General features: G+C 72.0%; 16 protein-coding genes. 9 read left to right on the forward strand and 7 right to left on the reverse strand.

All coding sequences use genetic code 11. The annotated features are described in order from the left end of the window. The first annotated feature begins 73 nt into the window (after nt 1–73). Nucleotides 74–931 carry an EamA family transporter gene (locus ACFYZ8_RS19205; protein ID WP_359032165.1) on the forward strand — a complete coding sequence of 286 codons (858 nt, stop codon included), beginning with the start codon at nt 74–76 and terminating at the stop codon, nt 929–931. Nucleotides 932–1,825: 894 nt separating this feature from the next. Here the strand turns inward: ACFYZ8_RS19205 and ACFYZ8_RS19210 are convergent. Beyond that, the gene (locus ACFYZ8_RS19210) at nt 1,826–2,614 is read right to left on the reverse strand and encodes an acyltransferase (protein WP_388529692.1); all 789 of its coding nucleotides are present in this window, start codon (nt 2,612–2,614) and stop codon (nt 1,826–1,828) included. Between the two features lie 106 nt (nt 2,615–2,720). On the opposite strand from ACFYZ8_RS19210, the gene ACFYZ8_RS19215 reads away from it, so the two are divergent. After that, nucleotides 2,721–3,254 carry a gamma carbonic anhydrase family protein gene (locus ACFYZ8_RS19215; RefSeq protein WP_388529689.1) on the forward strand — a complete coding sequence of 178 codons (534 nt, stop codon included), beginning with the start codon at nt 2,721–2,723 and terminating at the stop codon, nt 3,252–3,254. Nucleotides 3,255–3,257: 3 nt separating this feature from the next. Here ACFYZ8_RS19215 and ACFYZ8_RS19220 read toward each other — a convergent pair whose 3' ends face one another. The 3 genes from ACFYZ8_RS19220 to ACFYZ8_RS19230 form a co-directional block, all read right to left on the reverse strand. Further along, nucleotides 3,258–3,908: a DedA family protein gene (locus tag ACFYZ8_RS19220; RefSeq protein WP_359032168.1), complete on the reverse strand. Its 651-nt coding sequence runs from the start codon at nt 3,906–3,908 to the stop codon at nt 3,258–3,260. Between the two features lie 98 nt (nt 3,909–4,006). Further along, nucleotides 4,007–5,800 (reverse strand): RICIN domain-containing protein, encoded by a 1,794-nt coding sequence (locus ACFYZ8_RS19225; RefSeq protein ID WP_389049850.1) that lies wholly within the window; start codon nt 5,798–5,800, stop codon nt 4,007–4,009. 481 nt (nt 5,801–6,281) lie between these two features. Next, nucleotides 6,282–6,719 (reverse strand): DUF4442 domain-containing protein, encoded by a 438-nt coding sequence (locus ACFYZ8_RS19230; RefSeq protein WP_359032224.1) that lies wholly within the window; start codon nt 6,717–6,719, stop codon nt 6,282–6,284. A 148-nt stretch (nt 6,720–6,867) separates the two neighbouring features. On the opposite strand from ACFYZ8_RS19230, the gene ACFYZ8_RS19235 reads away from it, so the two are divergent. Next, nucleotides 6,868–8,169 (forward strand): MFS transporter, encoded by a 1,302-nt coding sequence (locus tag ACFYZ8_RS19235; protein ID WP_359032169.1) that lies wholly within the window; start codon nt 6,868–6,870, stop codon nt 8,167–8,169. On the opposite strand, the gene ACFYZ8_RS19240 is transcribed toward ACFYZ8_RS19235, so the two are convergent. After that, complete coding sequence (locus ACFYZ8_RS19240) at nt 8,131–8,976, reverse strand: fused MFS/spermidine synthase (RefSeq protein WP_359032170.1); 846 nt, start codon at nt 8,974–8,976, stop codon at nt 8,131–8,133. The two genes, ACFYZ8_RS19235 and ACFYZ8_RS19240, sit on opposite strands and share 39 nt — an antisense overlap. A 79-nt stretch (nt 8,977–9,055) precedes the next feature. Continuing rightward, nucleotides 9,056–10,225 (reverse strand): elongation factor Tu, encoded by a 1,170-nt coding sequence (tuf, locus tag ACFYZ8_RS19245; RefSeq protein ID WP_359032171.1) that lies wholly within the window; start codon nt 10,223–10,225, stop codon nt 9,056–9,058. Nucleotides 10,226–10,542: 317 nt separating this feature from the next. On the opposite strand from tuf, the gene ACFYZ8_RS19250 reads away from it, so the two are divergent. Continuing rightward, nucleotides 10,543–11,310, forward strand: coding sequence for a TVP38/TMEM64 family protein (locus tag ACFYZ8_RS19250; protein ID WP_388529682.1), 768 nt, complete (start codon nt 10,543–10,545; stop codon nt 11,308–11,310). A gap of 44 nt (nt 11,311–11,354) precedes the next feature. Here the strand turns inward: ACFYZ8_RS19250 and ACFYZ8_RS19255 are convergent, their stop codons facing one another. Beyond that, complete coding sequence (locus ACFYZ8_RS19255) at nt 11,355–12,524, reverse strand: thiolase family protein (protein ID WP_388529679.1); 1,170 nt, start codon at nt 12,522–12,524, stop codon at nt 11,355–11,357. Nucleotides 12,525–12,628: 104 nt separating this feature from the next. Between ACFYZ8_RS19255 and ACFYZ8_RS19260 the strand changes: the two genes are divergently transcribed. The 5 genes from ACFYZ8_RS19260 (at nt 12,629) to ACFYZ8_RS19280 (ending at nt 16,041) form a co-directional block, all read left to right on the forward strand. Beyond that, on the forward strand, nt 12,629–13,099 hold the full coding sequence (locus ACFYZ8_RS19260) for a winged helix-turn-helix transcriptional regulator (protein ID WP_388529677.1): 471 nt from the start codon (nt 12,629–12,631) through the stop codon (nt 13,097–13,099). Between the two features lie 124 nt (nt 13,100–13,223). After that, nucleotides 13,224–14,099, forward strand: coding sequence for an undecaprenyl-diphosphate phosphatase (locus ACFYZ8_RS19265; protein ID WP_359032175.1), 876 nt, complete (start codon nt 13,224–13,226; stop codon nt 14,097–14,099). A 103-nt stretch (nt 14,100–14,202) separates the two neighbouring features. Further along, on the forward strand, nt 14,203–14,535 hold the full coding sequence (locus ACFYZ8_RS19270) for a hypothetical protein (RefSeq protein WP_388529674.1): 333 nt from the start codon (nt 14,203–14,205) through the stop codon (nt 14,533–14,535). Between the two features lie 108 nt (nt 14,536–14,643). Next, nucleotides 14,644–14,823 (forward strand): hypothetical protein, encoded by a 180-nt coding sequence (locus tag ACFYZ8_RS19275; protein WP_356597463.1) that lies wholly within the window; start codon nt 14,644–14,646, stop codon nt 14,821–14,823. A 45-nt stretch (nt 14,824–14,868) separates the two neighbouring features. Then, complete coding sequence (locus tag ACFYZ8_RS19280; protein WP_388529671.1) at nt 14,869–16,041, forward strand: FAD-dependent monooxygenase; 1,173 nt, start codon at nt 14,869–14,871, stop codon at nt 16,039–16,041. Nucleotides 16,042–16,091 lie beyond the last annotated feature (50 nt).

Below are 16,091 nucleotides of genomic sequence, written 5' to 3' on the forward strand. Positions count from 1 at the left end.
TGGCATGGTGCAATCGAATGAACTACGGTGGGGTGCACCCGATCGTTCACCGAACTGTACTGCGAGGCTACCCGTGACAGCATTCTTCGCCCTGGCCACCAGCCTGTTGTGGGGTTTGGCCGACTTCGGCGGCGGCGTGCTGACCCGACGGCTCCCGGCGCTCACGGTGGTCGTGGTGTCGCAGGGCATCGCGGCGGCGGTGCTCGGCGCGATCGTGGCGGCGACGGGCGGCTGGAGCGAGGCGGGGCCGCGGCTGTGGTTCGCGTTCGCCGCCGGTCTGGCCGGACCCGTCGCCCTGATCTGCTTCTACAAGGCGCTCGCACTGGGCCCGATGGGAGTCGTCTCCCCGCTGGGCACACTGAGCGTGGCGGTCCCGGTGGGCCTCGGTCTCCTCCTCGGCGAGCGTCCCGGGCTGATGCAGGCCGCGGGCATCGCGGTGGCCGTCACCGGAGTGGTCCTGGCGGGCGGCCCCCAGCTGCGCGGAGCCCCTGTACAGCGCCGGGCGATCGTCCTCACCCTGATCGCGGCTCTCGGCTTCGGTACGGTGTTCGCCCTGATCGCGGAGGCGTCCACGACGGTCACCGGTCTGTTCCTCGCCCTTTTCGTACAGCGCCTGGTCAACGTGGCGGTGGGCGGCGCCGCCCTGTACGTCTCGGTGAAACGGGGCGCGCCCGCGCTCCCTCCGACTGGTTTCCCCTGGCCGTCCCTCCCCGCGCTCGCCTTCATCGGCCTGGCGGACGTGGCGGCGAACGGCACGTACTCGGTGGCCGCCCAGCACGGCCCGGTGACGGTGGCCGCCGTCCTCGCCTCGCTCTACCCGGTGGTCACGGCCCTGGCCGCCCGAGGCTTCCTCGCCGAACGCCTCCGCGCACTCCAGGCGGCAGGCGCGGGCCTGGCCCTGCTGGGCACGCTGCTCCTGGCAACAGGCTGAGCGCACGCCACGCCGATCTGCCCACCCGATCCGCACGGCCCTGAGGACTGGGCAGCCGCCCTCTTCACCCCGGCGATCCCCCGGCACTTGGCTCCGCCGATCTGAAGTCCAGCCGGATCGATGCGCCGCACCACGACCTACCCCGCCCCCAGGCTCCGCCGGGCGCGGCAGACGCCCCCCGCCCCCGCCCTCTCCCCTCGGCCAACCGGCCCGTCAGACCCCCAGCCCCCGGCCCTCAGCCGACCCGACAGGCTCCAGCCCACCGCGCCCAGCCGGACGCGGCAGACACCCCCGCCCCCTCCCCTCGGCCAACCGGCCCGTCAGACCCCCGACCCTCACCACCCCAGCCGACCGACAGGCTCCGGCCCTCCGCGCCCAGCCGGACGCGGCAGACACCCCCACCCTCTCCCCTCGGCCAACCGGCCCGTCAGACCCCCGACCCTCACCACCCAGCCGACACAACAGGCTCCAGCCCCCGGGCCCAGCCGGACGCGGCAGACACTCCCGCCCCCTCCCTTCGGCCAACCGGCCCGTCAGCCCCCCAGCCCTCACCACCCCAGCCGACACGACAGGTTCCCGCCCGCCGGCCGCCCCACCTCACGGCGAGCAGCGCCCGCCCCGTCAGCCCACGCGGCTCGCCAACACCCCCGCTCCCCTCAGCCAGCCGACCCATCGGCACCCCGGACCACCGACGACGCCCCGCCGGGCCGTCACCCCCACTCCTCGCATCAGCCGGCCGACACCCCAAGCACCCCGCCCTCGCCCCACCAGCCGGCACGACGGAAGGCCACGGCCACCCCACCCCCTCAAACCACCGCACGACGACCGGCGCCCGCCCCCTCGAACGCGCTCACTCGGCAGGCGCCGTCACCCCCGCGGCCTCCCCCGCGCCCCTCAGTCCAGTCCCGCCAGTCGTCCCGCCGGGTCCTCGTCCAGTTCGGCGAGTTTCGCGGCCGTTTCCTCGTCCAGGTCGGCGAGGGCGGTGAGCTGTTCTGCCGTGGCGCCTTCGGGTATCGGCACCGGGGCCGGTGTGCGAAGGGGCGGCTGCCAGCCGTCCTCGGCGGTCCAGCGGCGTACGACCCGGGCCGGGGCCCCCGCCACCACCGCGTGGTCCGGCACCACGCCCCGGACCACCGCGCCGGCGGCGACCACGACGTTCCGTCCGATCCGCGCGCCCGGGAGGATCACCGCACCGGTGCCGATCCAGCACCCCGCACCGATCGACACCGGCTCCATCCGCGGCCACTGCTTGCCGATGGGCTCGTGGGGATCGTCGTAGGAGTGATTCGTGGACGTGACATAGACGTACGGCCCGAAGTAGCAGTCGCTGCCGATGGTGACCGTGGTGTCGGCGATGACGTGGCTGCCGCGCCCCAGCACGACCCCGTCGCCGATACGCAGGATCGGCTCGGGGCCCAGGTCCAGGTCGGGCATGAGTCCCGCGGTCAGGGTGACCTGCTCGCCGACGATGCAGTGCGAGCCGACATGGATCCACGGCTCACCGAACACCGTGCCCAGCGGAAACGCCAGCCTGCTGTGCGCACCCAGCGCGCCGAAGCGGAAGCGCCCCGGACGCTCGGCGGTGACGGAGCCCGTGCGCTGCACCCAGGCCCAGCCCGCGTGGACGGCACGCTGCACGAGACGGCCCCGCCAGGATGAGAACGTGTTCTTGCTCTTCGGCACGAGCTCACCGTACTGAGCGCACGCCATCCGTATGAGCCCGAGGGCTTGTGATCTACGCCCCACCGGGGTGGCGTACGGTTCGGACCATCACGAACCAGGAGGCGACATGGCGCACAAGGCTTTGATCACGGGCATCGGCGGCAGGGAACCGCGGATCGACGGGGAGGCCTTCGTGGCGCCCACCGCGTCGGTGATCGGAGATGTGACGCTTCAGGCCGGCGCGAGTCTCTGGTACGGCGCGGTGGCCCGCGGCGACGTAGAACGCATCTCAGTCGGCGCCCACAGCAATATCCAGGACAACTGCACGCTTCACGCCGACCCCGGCTTCCCGGTGACGATCGGCGAGCGGGTGTCCGTAGGGCACAACGCGGTCGTGCATGGCGCGACCGTCGAGGACGACTGCCTGATCGGCATGGGCGCGACCGTGCTGAACGGCGCGGTGATCGGGGCGGGTTCCCTGGTCGCGGCGCAGGCCCTGGTACCGCAGGGCATGCGGGTACCGCCCGGTTCCCTGGTGGCGGGCGTACCGGCCAAGGTGCGGCGGGAGCTGACGGAGGAGGAGCGTCAGGGGGTCACCCTGAACGGAACGCTCTACGCGGACCTCGCCAAGGCCCACCACGAGGTGCACGAGACACCGTGAGGGTCAGTCGGCGGCCGGGACGGTCTCCGGCTCGGCCGCCTGCGTCTGCGCCGTCGCCTTCTTCGCCTTGCGCTTGAGCACCAGCATCGAGGTCAGGCCGATCAGCACGGCCAGCACGAGCCCCAGCCACGAGAACTTCTTCAGCCAGGACTCCGCGACGATCCCGACGTAGTAGATGACCGCCGTCGTACCGCCCGCCCAGACGATCCCGCCCAGCACGTTGGCGGTCAGGAACTTCCAGTAGGGCATCCGCAGCACACCGGCGAGCGGCCCGGCGAAGATCCTCAGCAGCGCGACGAAGCGGCCGAAGAACACCGCCCACATGCCCCACTTCTCGAAGGACCGCTCCGCCGTGGCGACATGGCCCTCGCTGAAGTGCCTGGGGAACTTGTTGCCGAGCCAGGTCAGCAACGGCCGCCCGCCCTTGCGCCCGATCGCGTAGCCGATGGAGTCACCGACCACCGCCCCGACGGTGGCGCACGCGCCGAGCACCACGGGGTTGATCCCCGCGTGCTGCGAGGACAGCAGCGCGGCGGAGACCAGGATGATCTCGCCGGGCAGCGGAATGCCCAGGCTCTCCAGGCCGATGACCAGGCCCACCAGGGCGTAGACGGCGGCCGGGGGCACGGTGTCGAGCCATTCCTGGACGTGCAACGCCGGTTCCTCCCAAGTCGCTTCCCGGCGCGCGCCGGCTACCGACGCGCGCCGTGGCAGCCTACCGGTTCACGAGACGCGGCGTCCGGAGCAGCGGCTCACCCCCCGACGCCCCGGCCGAGTCCGGCACCGAGCACACCGAGGCCCGAGGTGACGGGTGCCGTCACCGACGTCGCGGCGCTCACGACCGCCCCCACCGCGGCCCCGGCCTCCCCGACCGGTGCGGCCGGACCGGAGTGGCCGTGGCCGACCTGCGCGACCCGCGTCCCGTACCGCGGCAACGGGGACCCGTGCTGGTCCGAGGGCTGACCGGGACCTTGGTCGGGATGCTCGCCGGAACCGGAGGGCGGGGACGGGGCGAGACGGGGCGCGAGCGGATCCCCGCCGGTTCCCCCGGAGGGCCCGCCCGACTCCCCGTCCCTGTCCCCGTCTCCGTCTCCGTCTCCGGGCGACCGCGTGCCCTGCTGTACCGGCGCGCTCTCGTCGGCGGACTCCAGCAGCCACCGCTGCCCCTTCGAGCCGTTCCGCTCGGTGACGACGGCGGTCTCCCCCTCGCCGGGCGCGATCAGGAGCCCCTTCCCCCGGCGCAGCAGGAGTTCGCCGCGCACGGTGAGGTCGTAGTGGATCTCTCCTGTGCGGGTCAGACAGTCGGTGACCACGACCGACCGCTTCTCGGCGTCGGCGTCGAGGCAGAGCCGGGGGGCGGCCGCGCTGCGCAGCAGCCCGTCCTCCTGGTACGACCACTGCTGGGACCCGGCGGAGGAGCACTCCGCCAGCACGGCCTTCGCGCCGTCCACGGTCTTCGCGCCGAGGGTGTCGAGGCACAGACCGGCGTCTTCGTTGCGGAGCCTGCCGTGGCCGATCTCGACGGGGTTGCCCATGGAGGCGGTGGACGGGGACCCGGCGTCCTGGGAGACCTGCGACTGACTCGGGCGCACGGTGTTGCCGCTCACCGCGCCCCAGGTGGCACCGGGCGTGGGGACATCGCCGTCCTCGGACCAGCCCTTGACGACGAGCACCGTCGCGAGCAGGACCAGGGAGGTCAGGCCGGCGCCCACGAGAACGGCCCGGGTGCTCTTGCGGGGCTGGGCGGCGGGACCGGCCGGGACGGGGCGGTGGCGCCCGTGGGGCTTCGTACGGGCCGCGCCGGGCCGGACCGGGTCGGGACGCCCGGCGGCACGGGCGGGCCGTGAGTCGAGATAGCGGTGGGCACCCCAGCCGAGCACCGTCTCGGCGAGCAGCACGTCGAGGCCGCCCTCGAAATGGCTGAGCTGTTCGGCGGCGTGACGGCAGTACCGGCATTCCGTCAGATGTTTGCGGACATCGGGCAGAAGGTCCCCGCCCCGACGAATCGGGACATCCAGGAGACGGTTGTAGAAGCGGCATTCACTGGTGGGCGCGAGTTCCCGGTGGGCACGGACACAACCGGTGCGGAATTGTTCGCGCGCCTGGTCGAGGGCGGCCGCCGCACGTGCCGCGTCGACTCCCAGGAGATTGGCCGGTACGGATATCGGTTCCGCCTCGACCTCGGCATGCCACAGCAGGCATTGGGAAGCCCCGGGAAGGGACCGGAATGCGCGCTCGGCGAGCAGTCGCCTTTCCGGGGTGACGGACCTCGCCGCGCGTAGACCGCGGCCGCCGATCGTCTTGCGCAGTTCCGGCAGCACGGCGGCAATTTCGTCGTCCGCGGCCCACTCCTTGACGAACTCCCTCACCGCGACGAGAAGTTGGGGACGGAGTGCGCCGTCCTCCGTCCGGCCGAGCACACGGTGAAATGCCGCCGCGGCCGCCATCGAGGCCGAACCCGACCAGGAGGCGAGACAGATGACCGAGTATTCGTAGGTCGCCTGCCAGTGCCGCGCCATCAGCAGCGCGACGGCGTGGCCGTCCACACTGTTCTCCCCCAGCCGGGCCAGGAGATTGCGGTCGGACTCCGCCGGGCTCGATCCGGGGCGCGGAGGGTAAGGGGGGCGTGGGGGGTTAGCGGAGTGCACGGTACGAATTCCTTCCAAGCCGCAGGACCGCATGGAATATGCGGTCCTCGGAAAGCAGGAGCCTGATTGGTGCATACCTATGCCGCGTCAGTTGCGACCCGGTCATCGGGAGGGGGCGCTCACCTTCGCACAATTGATGTACAGCAAACAAGAAGGTGGAGTGACCCATGTTCAAAAAGGCGCGGCTTCAGAAAAGTTACCGGCGGTATCCGTACCCGTATTCGAAATTAAGCGGGATGCGGGCCTCAAGTTGTGCGCGGCCCAGGGATGCTTGGCACACGAAATCTCCAACGCCGGGGCCGCGATCGACCCGCGCGAGACCCTGCTCAGCACCATGGCCTCCGCTACGACACCGGCGGCACCCCAAGCCCCCCAGCGCTCAGCCGTTGGGCCGCAGGGTCCACACCACCGTCATCTCGCCGGTGACCGCCCCGTCCGCGCGGCGGATCTCGATCGTGACCGGGAACTCGGGGCGCTCCCCGGCGTCGAGCTGGGCGACGACGTCGGCCGCCGGACGGCCCAGGGTCGCCGTGGCGGTGACCGGGCCCATCGCGAGCTTGCGGTAGGCGATCTCCGCGTTGACGGCGAGGGGCACCGCGCGGGAGAGCTGGTCGCCGAACGCCGCCAGGACGACCGCCCCGCTGGCCGACTCGGCGAGCGTGAACATCGCCCCGGCGTGCGGCCCGCCCACATGGTTGTGGAACTCCCCCTGGTCGGGCAGGGCCACCACGACCTTCTCGGGGCCGGTCTCCAGGAACTCGAGGTTCAGGGTCCGGACCATGGGCACGGTGGCGGCGAGCATCTCGCCGACGGACATCTCGTCTGCGCTCATGCCCGCGATGTTACCCACGAGTAAATCGCGCTGACCAGGCCCGGCACCAGTGATCGGCGTCTCCTCACTCGTCCCCGCGATCTGGCCTGCAACTGGTTTGGCAGAACGGCACCCCTGCGGCGATAGTCGGCCGGTGACCCCCACCGCCACCTCCTCCCGCGCCCGCAGGCCCGCCTGGGCGAGCCGCAACTACAGCCTGCTGACCGCCGCCGCGTTCGTCACGAACCTCGGCAGCAACGGCGCCCTGATCGCCGCCGCGTTCGCCGTACTGGAGGCGGGCGGCGACAGCGGCGACGTGGGCCTGGTGGCCGCCGCCCGCACACTCCCACTGGTGGTGTTCCTGCTGATCGGCGGCGCGGTGGCGGACCGGCTGCCCCGGCACCGGGTGATGGTCGCGGCGAACACCCTCAACTTCGTCTCCCAGGGCGCGTTCGCCGTCCTCGTCCTGACCGGCGAACCCCGGTTGTGGCAGATGATGCTGCTGACCGCGCTCGGCGGCACGGGCCACGCGTTCTTCAGCCCCGCGGCCGAGGGCATGCTGCTGTCCTCGGTGAGCGGCGAACAGGCCGGCCGGGCCTTCGCCGTGTTCCGGATGGCGATGCAGGGCGCGGCGCTGGGCGGGGCCGCGCTCGGCGGTGCGATGGTCGCCGCGATCGGCCCCGGCTGGGTGCTCGCGGCGGACGCCGTGGCGTTCGCGGTCGCCGGTTCGCTGCGCGCCTTCCTCGACGTCGGTCACATTCCGCCCCGCGAACCGGGCGCCGGCATGCTCGCCGACCTCCGCGACGGCTGGCGCGAGGTCGCGAGCAGGCCGTGGCTGTGGGGCATCGTGGTCCAGTTCTCCGTGGCCAACGCGGTCCTCGGCGCCGCCGACGCGGTCTACGGCCCGCTCGTCGCCCGGGACGACCTGGGCGGGGCCGGCCCCTGGGGTGTCGCCCTCGGCTTCTTCGGCGCGGGGACGGTCGTAGGGGCTCTCCTCATGACGCGCTGGAAGCCCGATCGCCTCCTGTTCGTGGGCATCCTGTGCGTGTTCCCGATGGCCCTGCCCTCGGCCGCACTCGCCGTACCGGTGTCGGTGCCGCTCCTGTGCGCGGCGATGTTCGTGGCCGGTGCGACCGTCGAGGTGTTCGGCGTCTCCTGGATGACCGCCCTGCACCAGGAGATACCGGAGGACAAGCTCTCCCGGGTCTCGGCCTACGACTGGTTCGGCTCGGTCGCCCTCATGCCGCTCGCGGCGGCGCTGGCGGGACCGGTGGAGTCGGCGTTCGGGCGGGCCGCGGCCCTGTGGGGCTGTGCGGGCCTGATCGCGGCGGTGACGGCGGCCGTTCTGTGCGTGCCGGACGTCCGCAACCTGCGCCGGGGCACCAGGCAGGTCGCCGCCCAGGTCACCACGGACGAGTCAGCCGATGCCGAACGCCCCGTCGGGGGGCTCGGGTGACGCAACGGCCTCCTCGTCCCGCACCGGTCGCGCCGTGCCGATGAACTTCCGCAGCCCGGCGCCGTGTTCCACCCGCGCGGGGAAGGCGTCGGCCGCCGTACGCCGTGCCAGAGCGGCCGTGTCGAGAGGCCGGCCCGAGGCGACGAGCACCGCGTTCCCGAACCGCCGGCCGCGCAGCACACCGGGCTCGGCGATCAGGGCGAGTTCGTCGAACACCTCGGCGAAGTTCGCGAGTTGGGATCGCAGGAAGTCAAAGGGCGCCGCGTCGGCGAGATTGGCGAGGTAGACCCCGTCGCTCCGGAGTACGCGCGCGGCCTCATGGGCGTACTCGCGGGACGTCAGATGCGCCGGGACCCGCGAGCCGCCGAAGACGTCGGCCACCAGCACGTCGGCGCAGTCCGCCGGGGCGCTTTCCAGCCACGCCCGCGCGTCGGCCGCGTGCAACGCGATCCCCGCCCCGTCCGGAAGCGGCAGCTGCTCGGCCACCAGGTCCAGCAGCCCCCGGTCGAACTCGACGACGTCCTGCCGCGACCCCGGCCGGGTGGCCGCCAGATACCGCGGCAACGTCAGGGCGCCCCCGCCGAGATGGACCACGTCCGGCGCCCGCCCCGCCTCCGCGACGAGGTCCAGCACATGCCCGAGCCGCCGGACGTACTCGAACTCGAGATGCGTCGGCTCGTCGAGATCGACGTAGGACTGCGGAGCCCCGTCCACGGTCAGCAACCAGGCCCGCTCCCGGTCGACGTCGGGCATCAGCTTGGCGAACCCGTGGTCGACGGCACGGGCGACGGGGAGGGACTCGGTCACCCGCCCATTGTGCCCGGCGCGGGGAACCGCGGGACCGGCCACTGACCGGCCCGCAGTCCCCCACACACCGCAACCACCCTCAGACGACGGCCGTCACCGTGCCCGCCCCCACAGTCCGCCCACCTTCACGGATGGCGAACCCGAGCCCGGCCTCGAGCGGCACGTCCCGACCCAGCTCCACGGTCATGACGACCTTCTCCCCCGGCCGGGCCACGGCGACCTCACCGAGGTCGACATCCCCCACGACGTCCGCCGTGCGGATGTAGAACTGCGGCCGGTACCCGGTGGAGACGGGTGTCGTACGCCCGCCCTCACGCGCCGACAGCACATACACCTGCGCGATGAAGCGACGAGCGGGCACCACACTGCCGGGCGCGGCCACGACATGCCCGCGCCGGACCGCGTCGCGCGGAACACCCCGCAGCAGCAACGCCACGTTGTCCCCGGCCTGCGCCTCCTCCATCGGCTTGCCGAAGGTCTCGACACCGGTCACCACCGTGTCCACGGCGGCCCCGAGCACCTCGACCCGGTCCCCCACCCGCACGGTGCCCCGCTCGACCGCGCCGGTCACCACGGTGCCCCGGCCGGTGATGGTCAGCACGTTCTCGACGGGCATCAGGAACGGCGCGTCCAGATACCGCTCGGGGATGGGCACGTACGTGTCCACCGCGTCGAGCAGCGCCTCGATCGACGCCGTCCAGCGCGGGTCCCCCTCCAGGGCCTTGAGCCCGGAGACCCGTACGACGGGCACGGCGTCGCCGCCGTAGCCGTGCGCGGTGAGCAGCTCACGGACCTCCAGCTCGACGAGCTCGACCAGTTCCTCGTCGGCCGCGTCCGCCTTGTTGAGGGCGACCACCACGTGGTCGACGCCCACCTGCCGCGCGAGCAGCACGTGTTCGGCGGTCTGCGGCATGATCCCGTCGAGCGCGGAGACGACGAGGATCGCCCCGTCGAGCTGGGCGGCCCCGGTGACCATGTTCTTGACGTAGTCGGCGTGGCCCGGCATGTCCACGTGCGCGTAGTGCCGGGTGTCGGTCTCGTACTCGACGTGCGCGATGTTGATGGTGATCCCGCGCGCGGCCTCCTCCGGGGCGCGGTCGATGCGGTCGAACGGCACGAACGTGCCGCTGCCGCGCTCGGCGAGGACCTTGGTGATGGCGGCGGTCAGGGTGGTCTTGCCGTGGTCGACGTGGCCCATCGTGCCGATGTTCAGGTGCGGCTTGGTGCGCACGTAAGCGGTCTTGGACATGGCTGTACCTCGAAGCCTCTGCGTGTTCGTGGAAGAACGGGGACCCCAAGGACCTGCCGACCCTCCCCCTGCGGGGTCCGCCGGACTGTCCGGGAAGGGTCAGCTTCGGGCGCCGTCTGCGGCGGCCGGGAAAACGGGAACGGCAGCCTTCGGCGCATCCGCGACTGCGGATGCTGCGAGAGCGAAGGCGTACCGGAACATGACGCAGATCATGTCCGATGCGTCGTCCCACGTCGAACGGTTTTTGGTGGCACCTGTCGGCACAACCGACGGCATCCGTACGGCGATCACCCATCCGCGTCGGTTACCGTCACAGGATGCTCGATGCCACCACCCGCTCTGGGGGCACCGCCACGGCCACTCCCCCGGCCATCGCCACGGAGCTCGCTCTCCCCGTCCCCGCTCCGGTGGGTCTCACCGCCCGCTGCACGAGAGTGCTGCTGTCGCCGTGGTCCCGGCTCTCCCTGCTCCTCGCGCTGCTCGCGGGCGCCGCGTCCACGGTGCTGCTCTTCGAGCCGCAGAGACTGCTCTCGGACGGCTGGCCGCCCCAGCTCGGCGGGGTCGCGGCCGCGGTCGTGTTCGCGGTCGCGTACGGGCTGTGCACCGTGGCGTTCGTGCCACGGCCGCTGCTGAATCTCGCCGCCGGCGCGCTCTTCGGCTCGCAACTGGGGCTCGCCTCGGCGCTCGCCGGCACGGTGCTCGGGGCGGGGATCGCCTTCGGCCTGGGCCGGGTGCTCGGGCAGGACGCCCTGCGGCCGCTGCTGCGGGGCCGGTGGCTGAAGGCGGCGGACGGGCAGTTGAGCCGGCACGGGTTCCGCTCGATGCTGGCGGCCCGGCTGTTCCCGGGGGTGCCGTTCTGGGCGGCGAACTACTGCGCCGCCGTGTCCCGTATGGGATACGTGCCGTTCCTCGTCGCGACGGCGCTCGGATCGATACCGAACACCGCCGCGTACGTCGTCGCCGGAGCGCGCGCGTCCGCGCCCACGTCACCGGCGTTTCTGATCGCCATGGCCGCCATCGCCCTGCCGGGGCTGGCGGGGGCGGTGGTCGCGTGGCGCAAGCGGCATCATCTGCGGGGCCGTTGAGCGCCTGACCGGGTGCGGTCGGGCACACGGCCTGCGGGGTCCCGTCAGACCCTTTCCAGGATCATCGCGTTGGCCAGCCCTCCCGCCTCGCACATGGCCTGCAGGGCGTAGCGGGCGCCGCGTTCCCGCATCGCGTGGACCAAGGTCGTCGTCAGGCGGGTGCCGCTGGCGCCCAGGGGGTGGCCGAGCGCGATCGCGCCGCCGTGGACGTTGACCTTGGCCGGGTCGGCGCCCGTCTCCTGCTGCCAGGCCAGGACCACGCTGGAGAACGCCTCGTTGACCTCGAAGAGGTCGATGTCCTCGATGGTGAGGCCGGCCCGGCGCAGGACCTGCTCGGTGGCCGGGATGACCCCGGTGAGCATGAGGACGGGGTCGGAGCCGGTGACGGCGAAGCTGTGGAGGCGGGCCAGGGGGCGCAGGCCCAGGCGTTCGGCCGTCTCGCTCGACATGATGAGGACGGCGGAGGCGCCGTCGTTGATCGGGCTGGCGTTGCCCGCCGTGACGTTCCACTCGATCTGCGGAAAGCGTTCGGCGAAGTTCGGGTCGTAGTAGGCGGGCTTGAGGCCGCCGAGGATCTCGGGGGTGCTGCCGGGGCGTACGCACTCGTCGCGCGAGACGCCTTCCAGGGGCGCGACCTCGGCGTCGAAGAGGCCCTTCTCCCAGGCCGCCGCGGCCTTCTGGTGCGAGGAGACGGCGAACGCGTCCATCTGGTCGCGCGAGATCGACCACTTGGCGGCGATGAGCTCGGCGCTGATGCCCTGCGGGACCAGGCCCTCCTTGTAGCGTTCGGCGATCCCGGGGCCGAAGGGGTCCTTGCCCTCGGGCACGTTCGACCACATCGGCACCCGGCTCATCGACTCGACCCCGCAGGCCACGACGATGTCGTACGCCCCCGCGATCACACCCTGCGCGGCGAAGTGCACGGCCTGCTGGGAGGAACCGCACTGGCGGTCCACGGTGGTCGCCGGGACCGTCTCCGGGAAGCCCGCGGACAGGGCCGCGTAGCGGGTGGTGTTCATGGCCTGCTCGCCGACCTGGTCGACGGTGCCGCCGATGACGTCGTCGATGAGCGCCGAGTCGACGCCGGAGCGCTCCACGAGGGTGCGCAGGGTGTGGGCGAGGAGTTCGACGGGGTGCACATGAGCGAGGGCGCCGTTCGGCTTTCCCTTGCCTATGGGGGTGCGTACGGCTTCGACGATGACTGCGTCACGCATGGTGCGGGCCTCCATCAATGCGGGAAACTACCGGTGAGTAGGAAATTCAAACTCACCATAACTCCGTGAGTTTGAATTTCCAACCCTCACTTAGACTGGCAGTCATGACCGGCACCAAAGCTCCGCGCCCCTGCTCGATCGCCGACGCCCTGACGCTCGTCGGCGAGAAGTACTCCCTGCTCGTACTGCGGGAGGTCTGCCTGGGCAACCGCCGCTTCGACCAGCTGGTACGCAACATCGGCGCCCCGCGGGACATCCTCGCCACCCGGCTGCGCCGCCTCGTCGACGCCGGGATCCTCACGAAGCGGGCCTACAGCGAGCGGCCGCAGCGCTTCGAGTACCGGCCCACCCAGGCGGGCCTCGAACTGGAACCGGTGCTGCTGACGCTCATGGCGTGGGGCGACCGGCATCTGCGCGAGAACGAGGACCGGCCCATGGTCGTCGAGCACAGCTGCGGCAACGAACTGCTGCCGGTCGTCACCTGCTCCGCCTGCGGCGGAACGGTGGCCCACGAGGACCTGACGTCCCATTCGCAGACTCCGGGCTGGACCGTGAAGGGCCCGACGGCCGCCTGACCGCCCCTGTGGCAGGGCCGTCGGCGCGGGGCGCTACGCTGCCACTCGCACCCCGATCACCGCGCCCGGTGATGCGACGCGCCCGACTCCCGTCACACGAACAGCACTTGGACGCCGTAACTTCATGTCTTGGTTCGAATCACTCATCCTCGGACTCGTCCAGGGGCTGACCGAGTTCCTTCCCGTCTCCTCCAGCGCGCACCTGCGTCTGACCGCGGCCTTCTCGGGCTGGAAGGACCCCGGGGCGGCGTTCACGGCGATCACCCAGATCGGCACCGAGGCCGCCGTGCTGATCTACTTCCGCAAGGACATCGGGCGGATCCTGTCGACCTGGACCCGTTCCCTCGGGAACAAGGAGCTGCGCCGCGACCACGACGCCCAGATGGGCTGGCTGGTGATCGTCGGCTCGATCCCGATCGGTGTGCTGGGGCTGCTGTTCAAGGACCAGATCGAGGGGCCGTTCCGCGATCTGCGCATCACCGCCACGATGTTGATCGTCGTCGGCATCGTGATCGGGGTCGCCGACCGCCTCGCGGCACGCGACGAGACCGGCGGCCGGCATCGCGCACCCAAGCAGCGCAAGGGACTTGAGGACCTCGGCGTCAAGGACGGCCTGATCTTCGGCCTCTGCCAGTCCATGGCCCTCATCCCCGGCGTCTCCCGCTCCGGTGCCACCATCAGCGGCGGCCTCTTCATGGGCTACAAGCGCGAGTCCGCGGCCCGCTACTCCTTCCTCCTCGCCATCCCGGCCGTCCTGGCCTCCGGCCTCTTCGAGCTGAAGGACGCGATGGAGAGCGACCATGTGTCGTGGGGTCCCACGATCTTCGCCACGGTGATCGCGTTCGGCTCGGGATACGCAGTGATCGCGTGGTTCATGAAGTTCATCTCCACCAAGAGCTTCATGCCCTTCGTCTGGTACCGCATCGCCCTGGGCATCGTCATCATCGCCCTGGTCGGCATGGGCGCCCTGAGCCCCCACGCGGCGGAGTCGGCGGGCTGACGCGCGCGGCCCTCACGCAACGGCCGAGGACCTTCTGGACACGGGCGGGGCGGTGTGGGGCCTCATCCGGCACTGCCGCGCCGCGGGTGCCGCCCCCCGCTCGGTGGCTCTGCTGGACCGCGCGGTCACCGGCGACCCGGACGGCGACGTCGGCTTCCTCGACCACGTCGAGGTGTACGACGGGTTCGGGCCCCCGCCCCGGCTCCTCACCCCCAGCGCCGTGGCCGCCGTCGCCCGCGGGCTCGACGCCGTCGACACCGGCACCCTGCTCGCCGGCCTGCCGGCCTCCCCCGACGGGGCGGCCGTCGCCCGCGGGTTCGACCCGGGGTTCGACGGTGACGTACGCGCCCACCTGGCGGAACACCTCGACGCGATGCGGGAGTTCCACCGCGAGGCCGCGCGGTGCGGACAGTGCGTGGTCGTCCGGATCGACTGACGGCGGCACCCTTACGGGGCGTTCGCCCCGAAACCCGTGACCAATCACATACGTTGTGCGTAGCCGTCCGGTAGCGCACTGTCAGTGCTTGCGCCTAGGCTTGTGCGCATGTCCCCCGATTCCGTGACCCCTGGTTCCGTGCGGTCTGCTGCCGAGGTGAACGAGCAGATCCGGGCCCTCTGGATGCGCGCCGGCGGCACGCTGTCGTCACAGGAGCGCGCGGAGTACGAGCTGTTGGTGGTCGAATGGGCGGCCGCGATCCGCAGCGACGTGATCGAGGCGGCCTGAGCCCCACAAAAGATGAAGGCGCGTCCCTCGAAGCGAGGTCATGCCATGAGAGCGATCGTCGTGGGCGCGGGCATCGGAGGACTGACCGCCACGCTGAGCCTGCTCAGGTCCGGCCATGACGTGACCCTCGTCGAGCAGTCCCGGCGGCTCACCGAGATCGGCGCCGGCATCCAGCTCGCCCCCAACGCCACCCGCGTACTGCGTCGTCTGGACCTGCTCGACGCCGTCGCGGAGAACTCCACGCGCCCGGCCCACATCAGCTTCCGCACCTGGTCCGACGGCTCCGAGATCTGTCGCTATGTCATCGGCCGTGAGGCGGAGGAGGAGTTCGGGGCGCCGTACCTCCAGGTCCACCGGGCCGATCTCCAACGAGCCCTGGTCGACGCCGTACCGCCCGAAGCACTGCGCCTCGCCACCGCCGTCGTGGGGATCGACCAGGACGACAAGGCGGCCCACGTGACCACGGCGGGCGGCGAACGCCTGGACGCCGACCTCGTGGTGGCCGCCGACGGCATCCGCTCCGCCGCCCGTCAGTGGCTCTTCGGCGCGGACGAGGCGGTGTTCTCGCACACCGCCGCCTACCGCGCCCTGCTCCCGGCCGCCGAGGTCGCCGACCTGGACCTCCCGGAGTACGCCGGCTGGCTCGGACCGGGCCGGCACCTCGTCCACTACTGGCTGCGCCGTGGCGAACTCCTCAACGTCGTCGCCGTGTTCGCGACCGACCAGCCGGCCCAGGAGTCGTGGACCTCCCGGGCCGAACCCGGCGAGCAATTGCGCACCTTCGCAGGCTGGGACCCCCGGCTGCTGACCCTCCTCGACCGCGCGGGCCAGGTCTTCCGCTACGGCATCCACACGCGCGCCCCGCTCACCCGCTGGAACCTCGGCCGGGTCACCCTGCTCGGCGACAGCGCCCACGCGATGGTGCCCTTCCAGGCCCAGGGCGCGGCCCAGGCCATCATGGACGCGGCCGTGCTCGGCGACTGCCTCACCGGCGCGGCACCGGACGAGGTGCCCGAAGCGCTGGACCGGTACGTGCGCAGACGCGCCCCGGCGGCCACGTCCGTGCAGGCCAGTTCCGCCCGCGCGGGCCAGGACTACCACCTGCCGGACGGCCCCGAGGCCGAGGCGCGCAATGCCCGCCTGGTCGCCCTCGCCGCCGAGAACAGGTTCGGCCCGCACTCGGCCGCCTGGCCGGTCGACGTGCTGTCCGACGACTGACCACCTCCGCCCCGGCCCCCTCGCCACCCCGCCCCCTCCGAATGTCACCG

Origin of the sequence: Streptomyces sp. NPDC001668 (assembly GCF_042893155.1) — a bacterium.
In the GTDB taxonomy this organism is placed as follows: domain Bacteria; phylum Actinomycetota; class Actinomycetes; order Streptomycetales; family Streptomycetaceae; genus Streptomyces.

Coding starts and splice junctions, on each gene's coding strand:
- ACFYZ8_RS19255 (WP_388529679.1), bottom strand. CDS start 12,524: ATGCGTGACGCAGTCATCGTCGAAGCCGTACGCACCCCCATAGGCAAG.
- ACFYZ8_RS19215 (WP_388529689.1), top strand. CDS start 2,721: ATGGCGCACAAGGCTTTGATCACGGGCATCGGCGGCAGGGAACCGCGG.
- ACFYZ8_RS19265 (WP_359032175.1), top strand. CDS start 13,224: ATGTCTTGGTTCGAATCACTCATCCTCGGACTCGTCCAGGGGCTGACC.
- ACFYZ8_RS19260 (WP_388529677.1), top strand. CDS start 12,629: ATGACCGGCACCAAAGCTCCGCGCCCCTGCTCGATCGCCGACGCCCTG.
- ACFYZ8_RS19280 (WP_388529671.1), top strand. CDS start 14,869: ATGAGAGCGATCGTCGTGGGCGCGGGCATCGGAGGACTGACCGCCACG.
- ACFYZ8_RS19230 (WP_359032224.1), bottom strand. CDS start 6,719: ATGTCCGTCGGCGAGATGCTCGCCGCCACCGTGCCCATGGTCCGGACC.
- ACFYZ8_RS19275 (WP_356597463.1), top strand. CDS start 14,644: ATGTCCCCCGATTCCGTGACCCCTGGTTCCGTGCGGTCTGCTGCCGAG.
- tuf (WP_359032171.1), bottom strand. CDS start 10,225: ATGTCCAAGACCGCTTACGTGCGCACCAAGCCGCACCTGAACATCGGC.
- ACFYZ8_RS19250 (WP_388529682.1), top strand. CDS start 10,543: ATGCTCGATGCCACCACCCGCTCTGGGGGCACCGCCACGGCCACTCCC.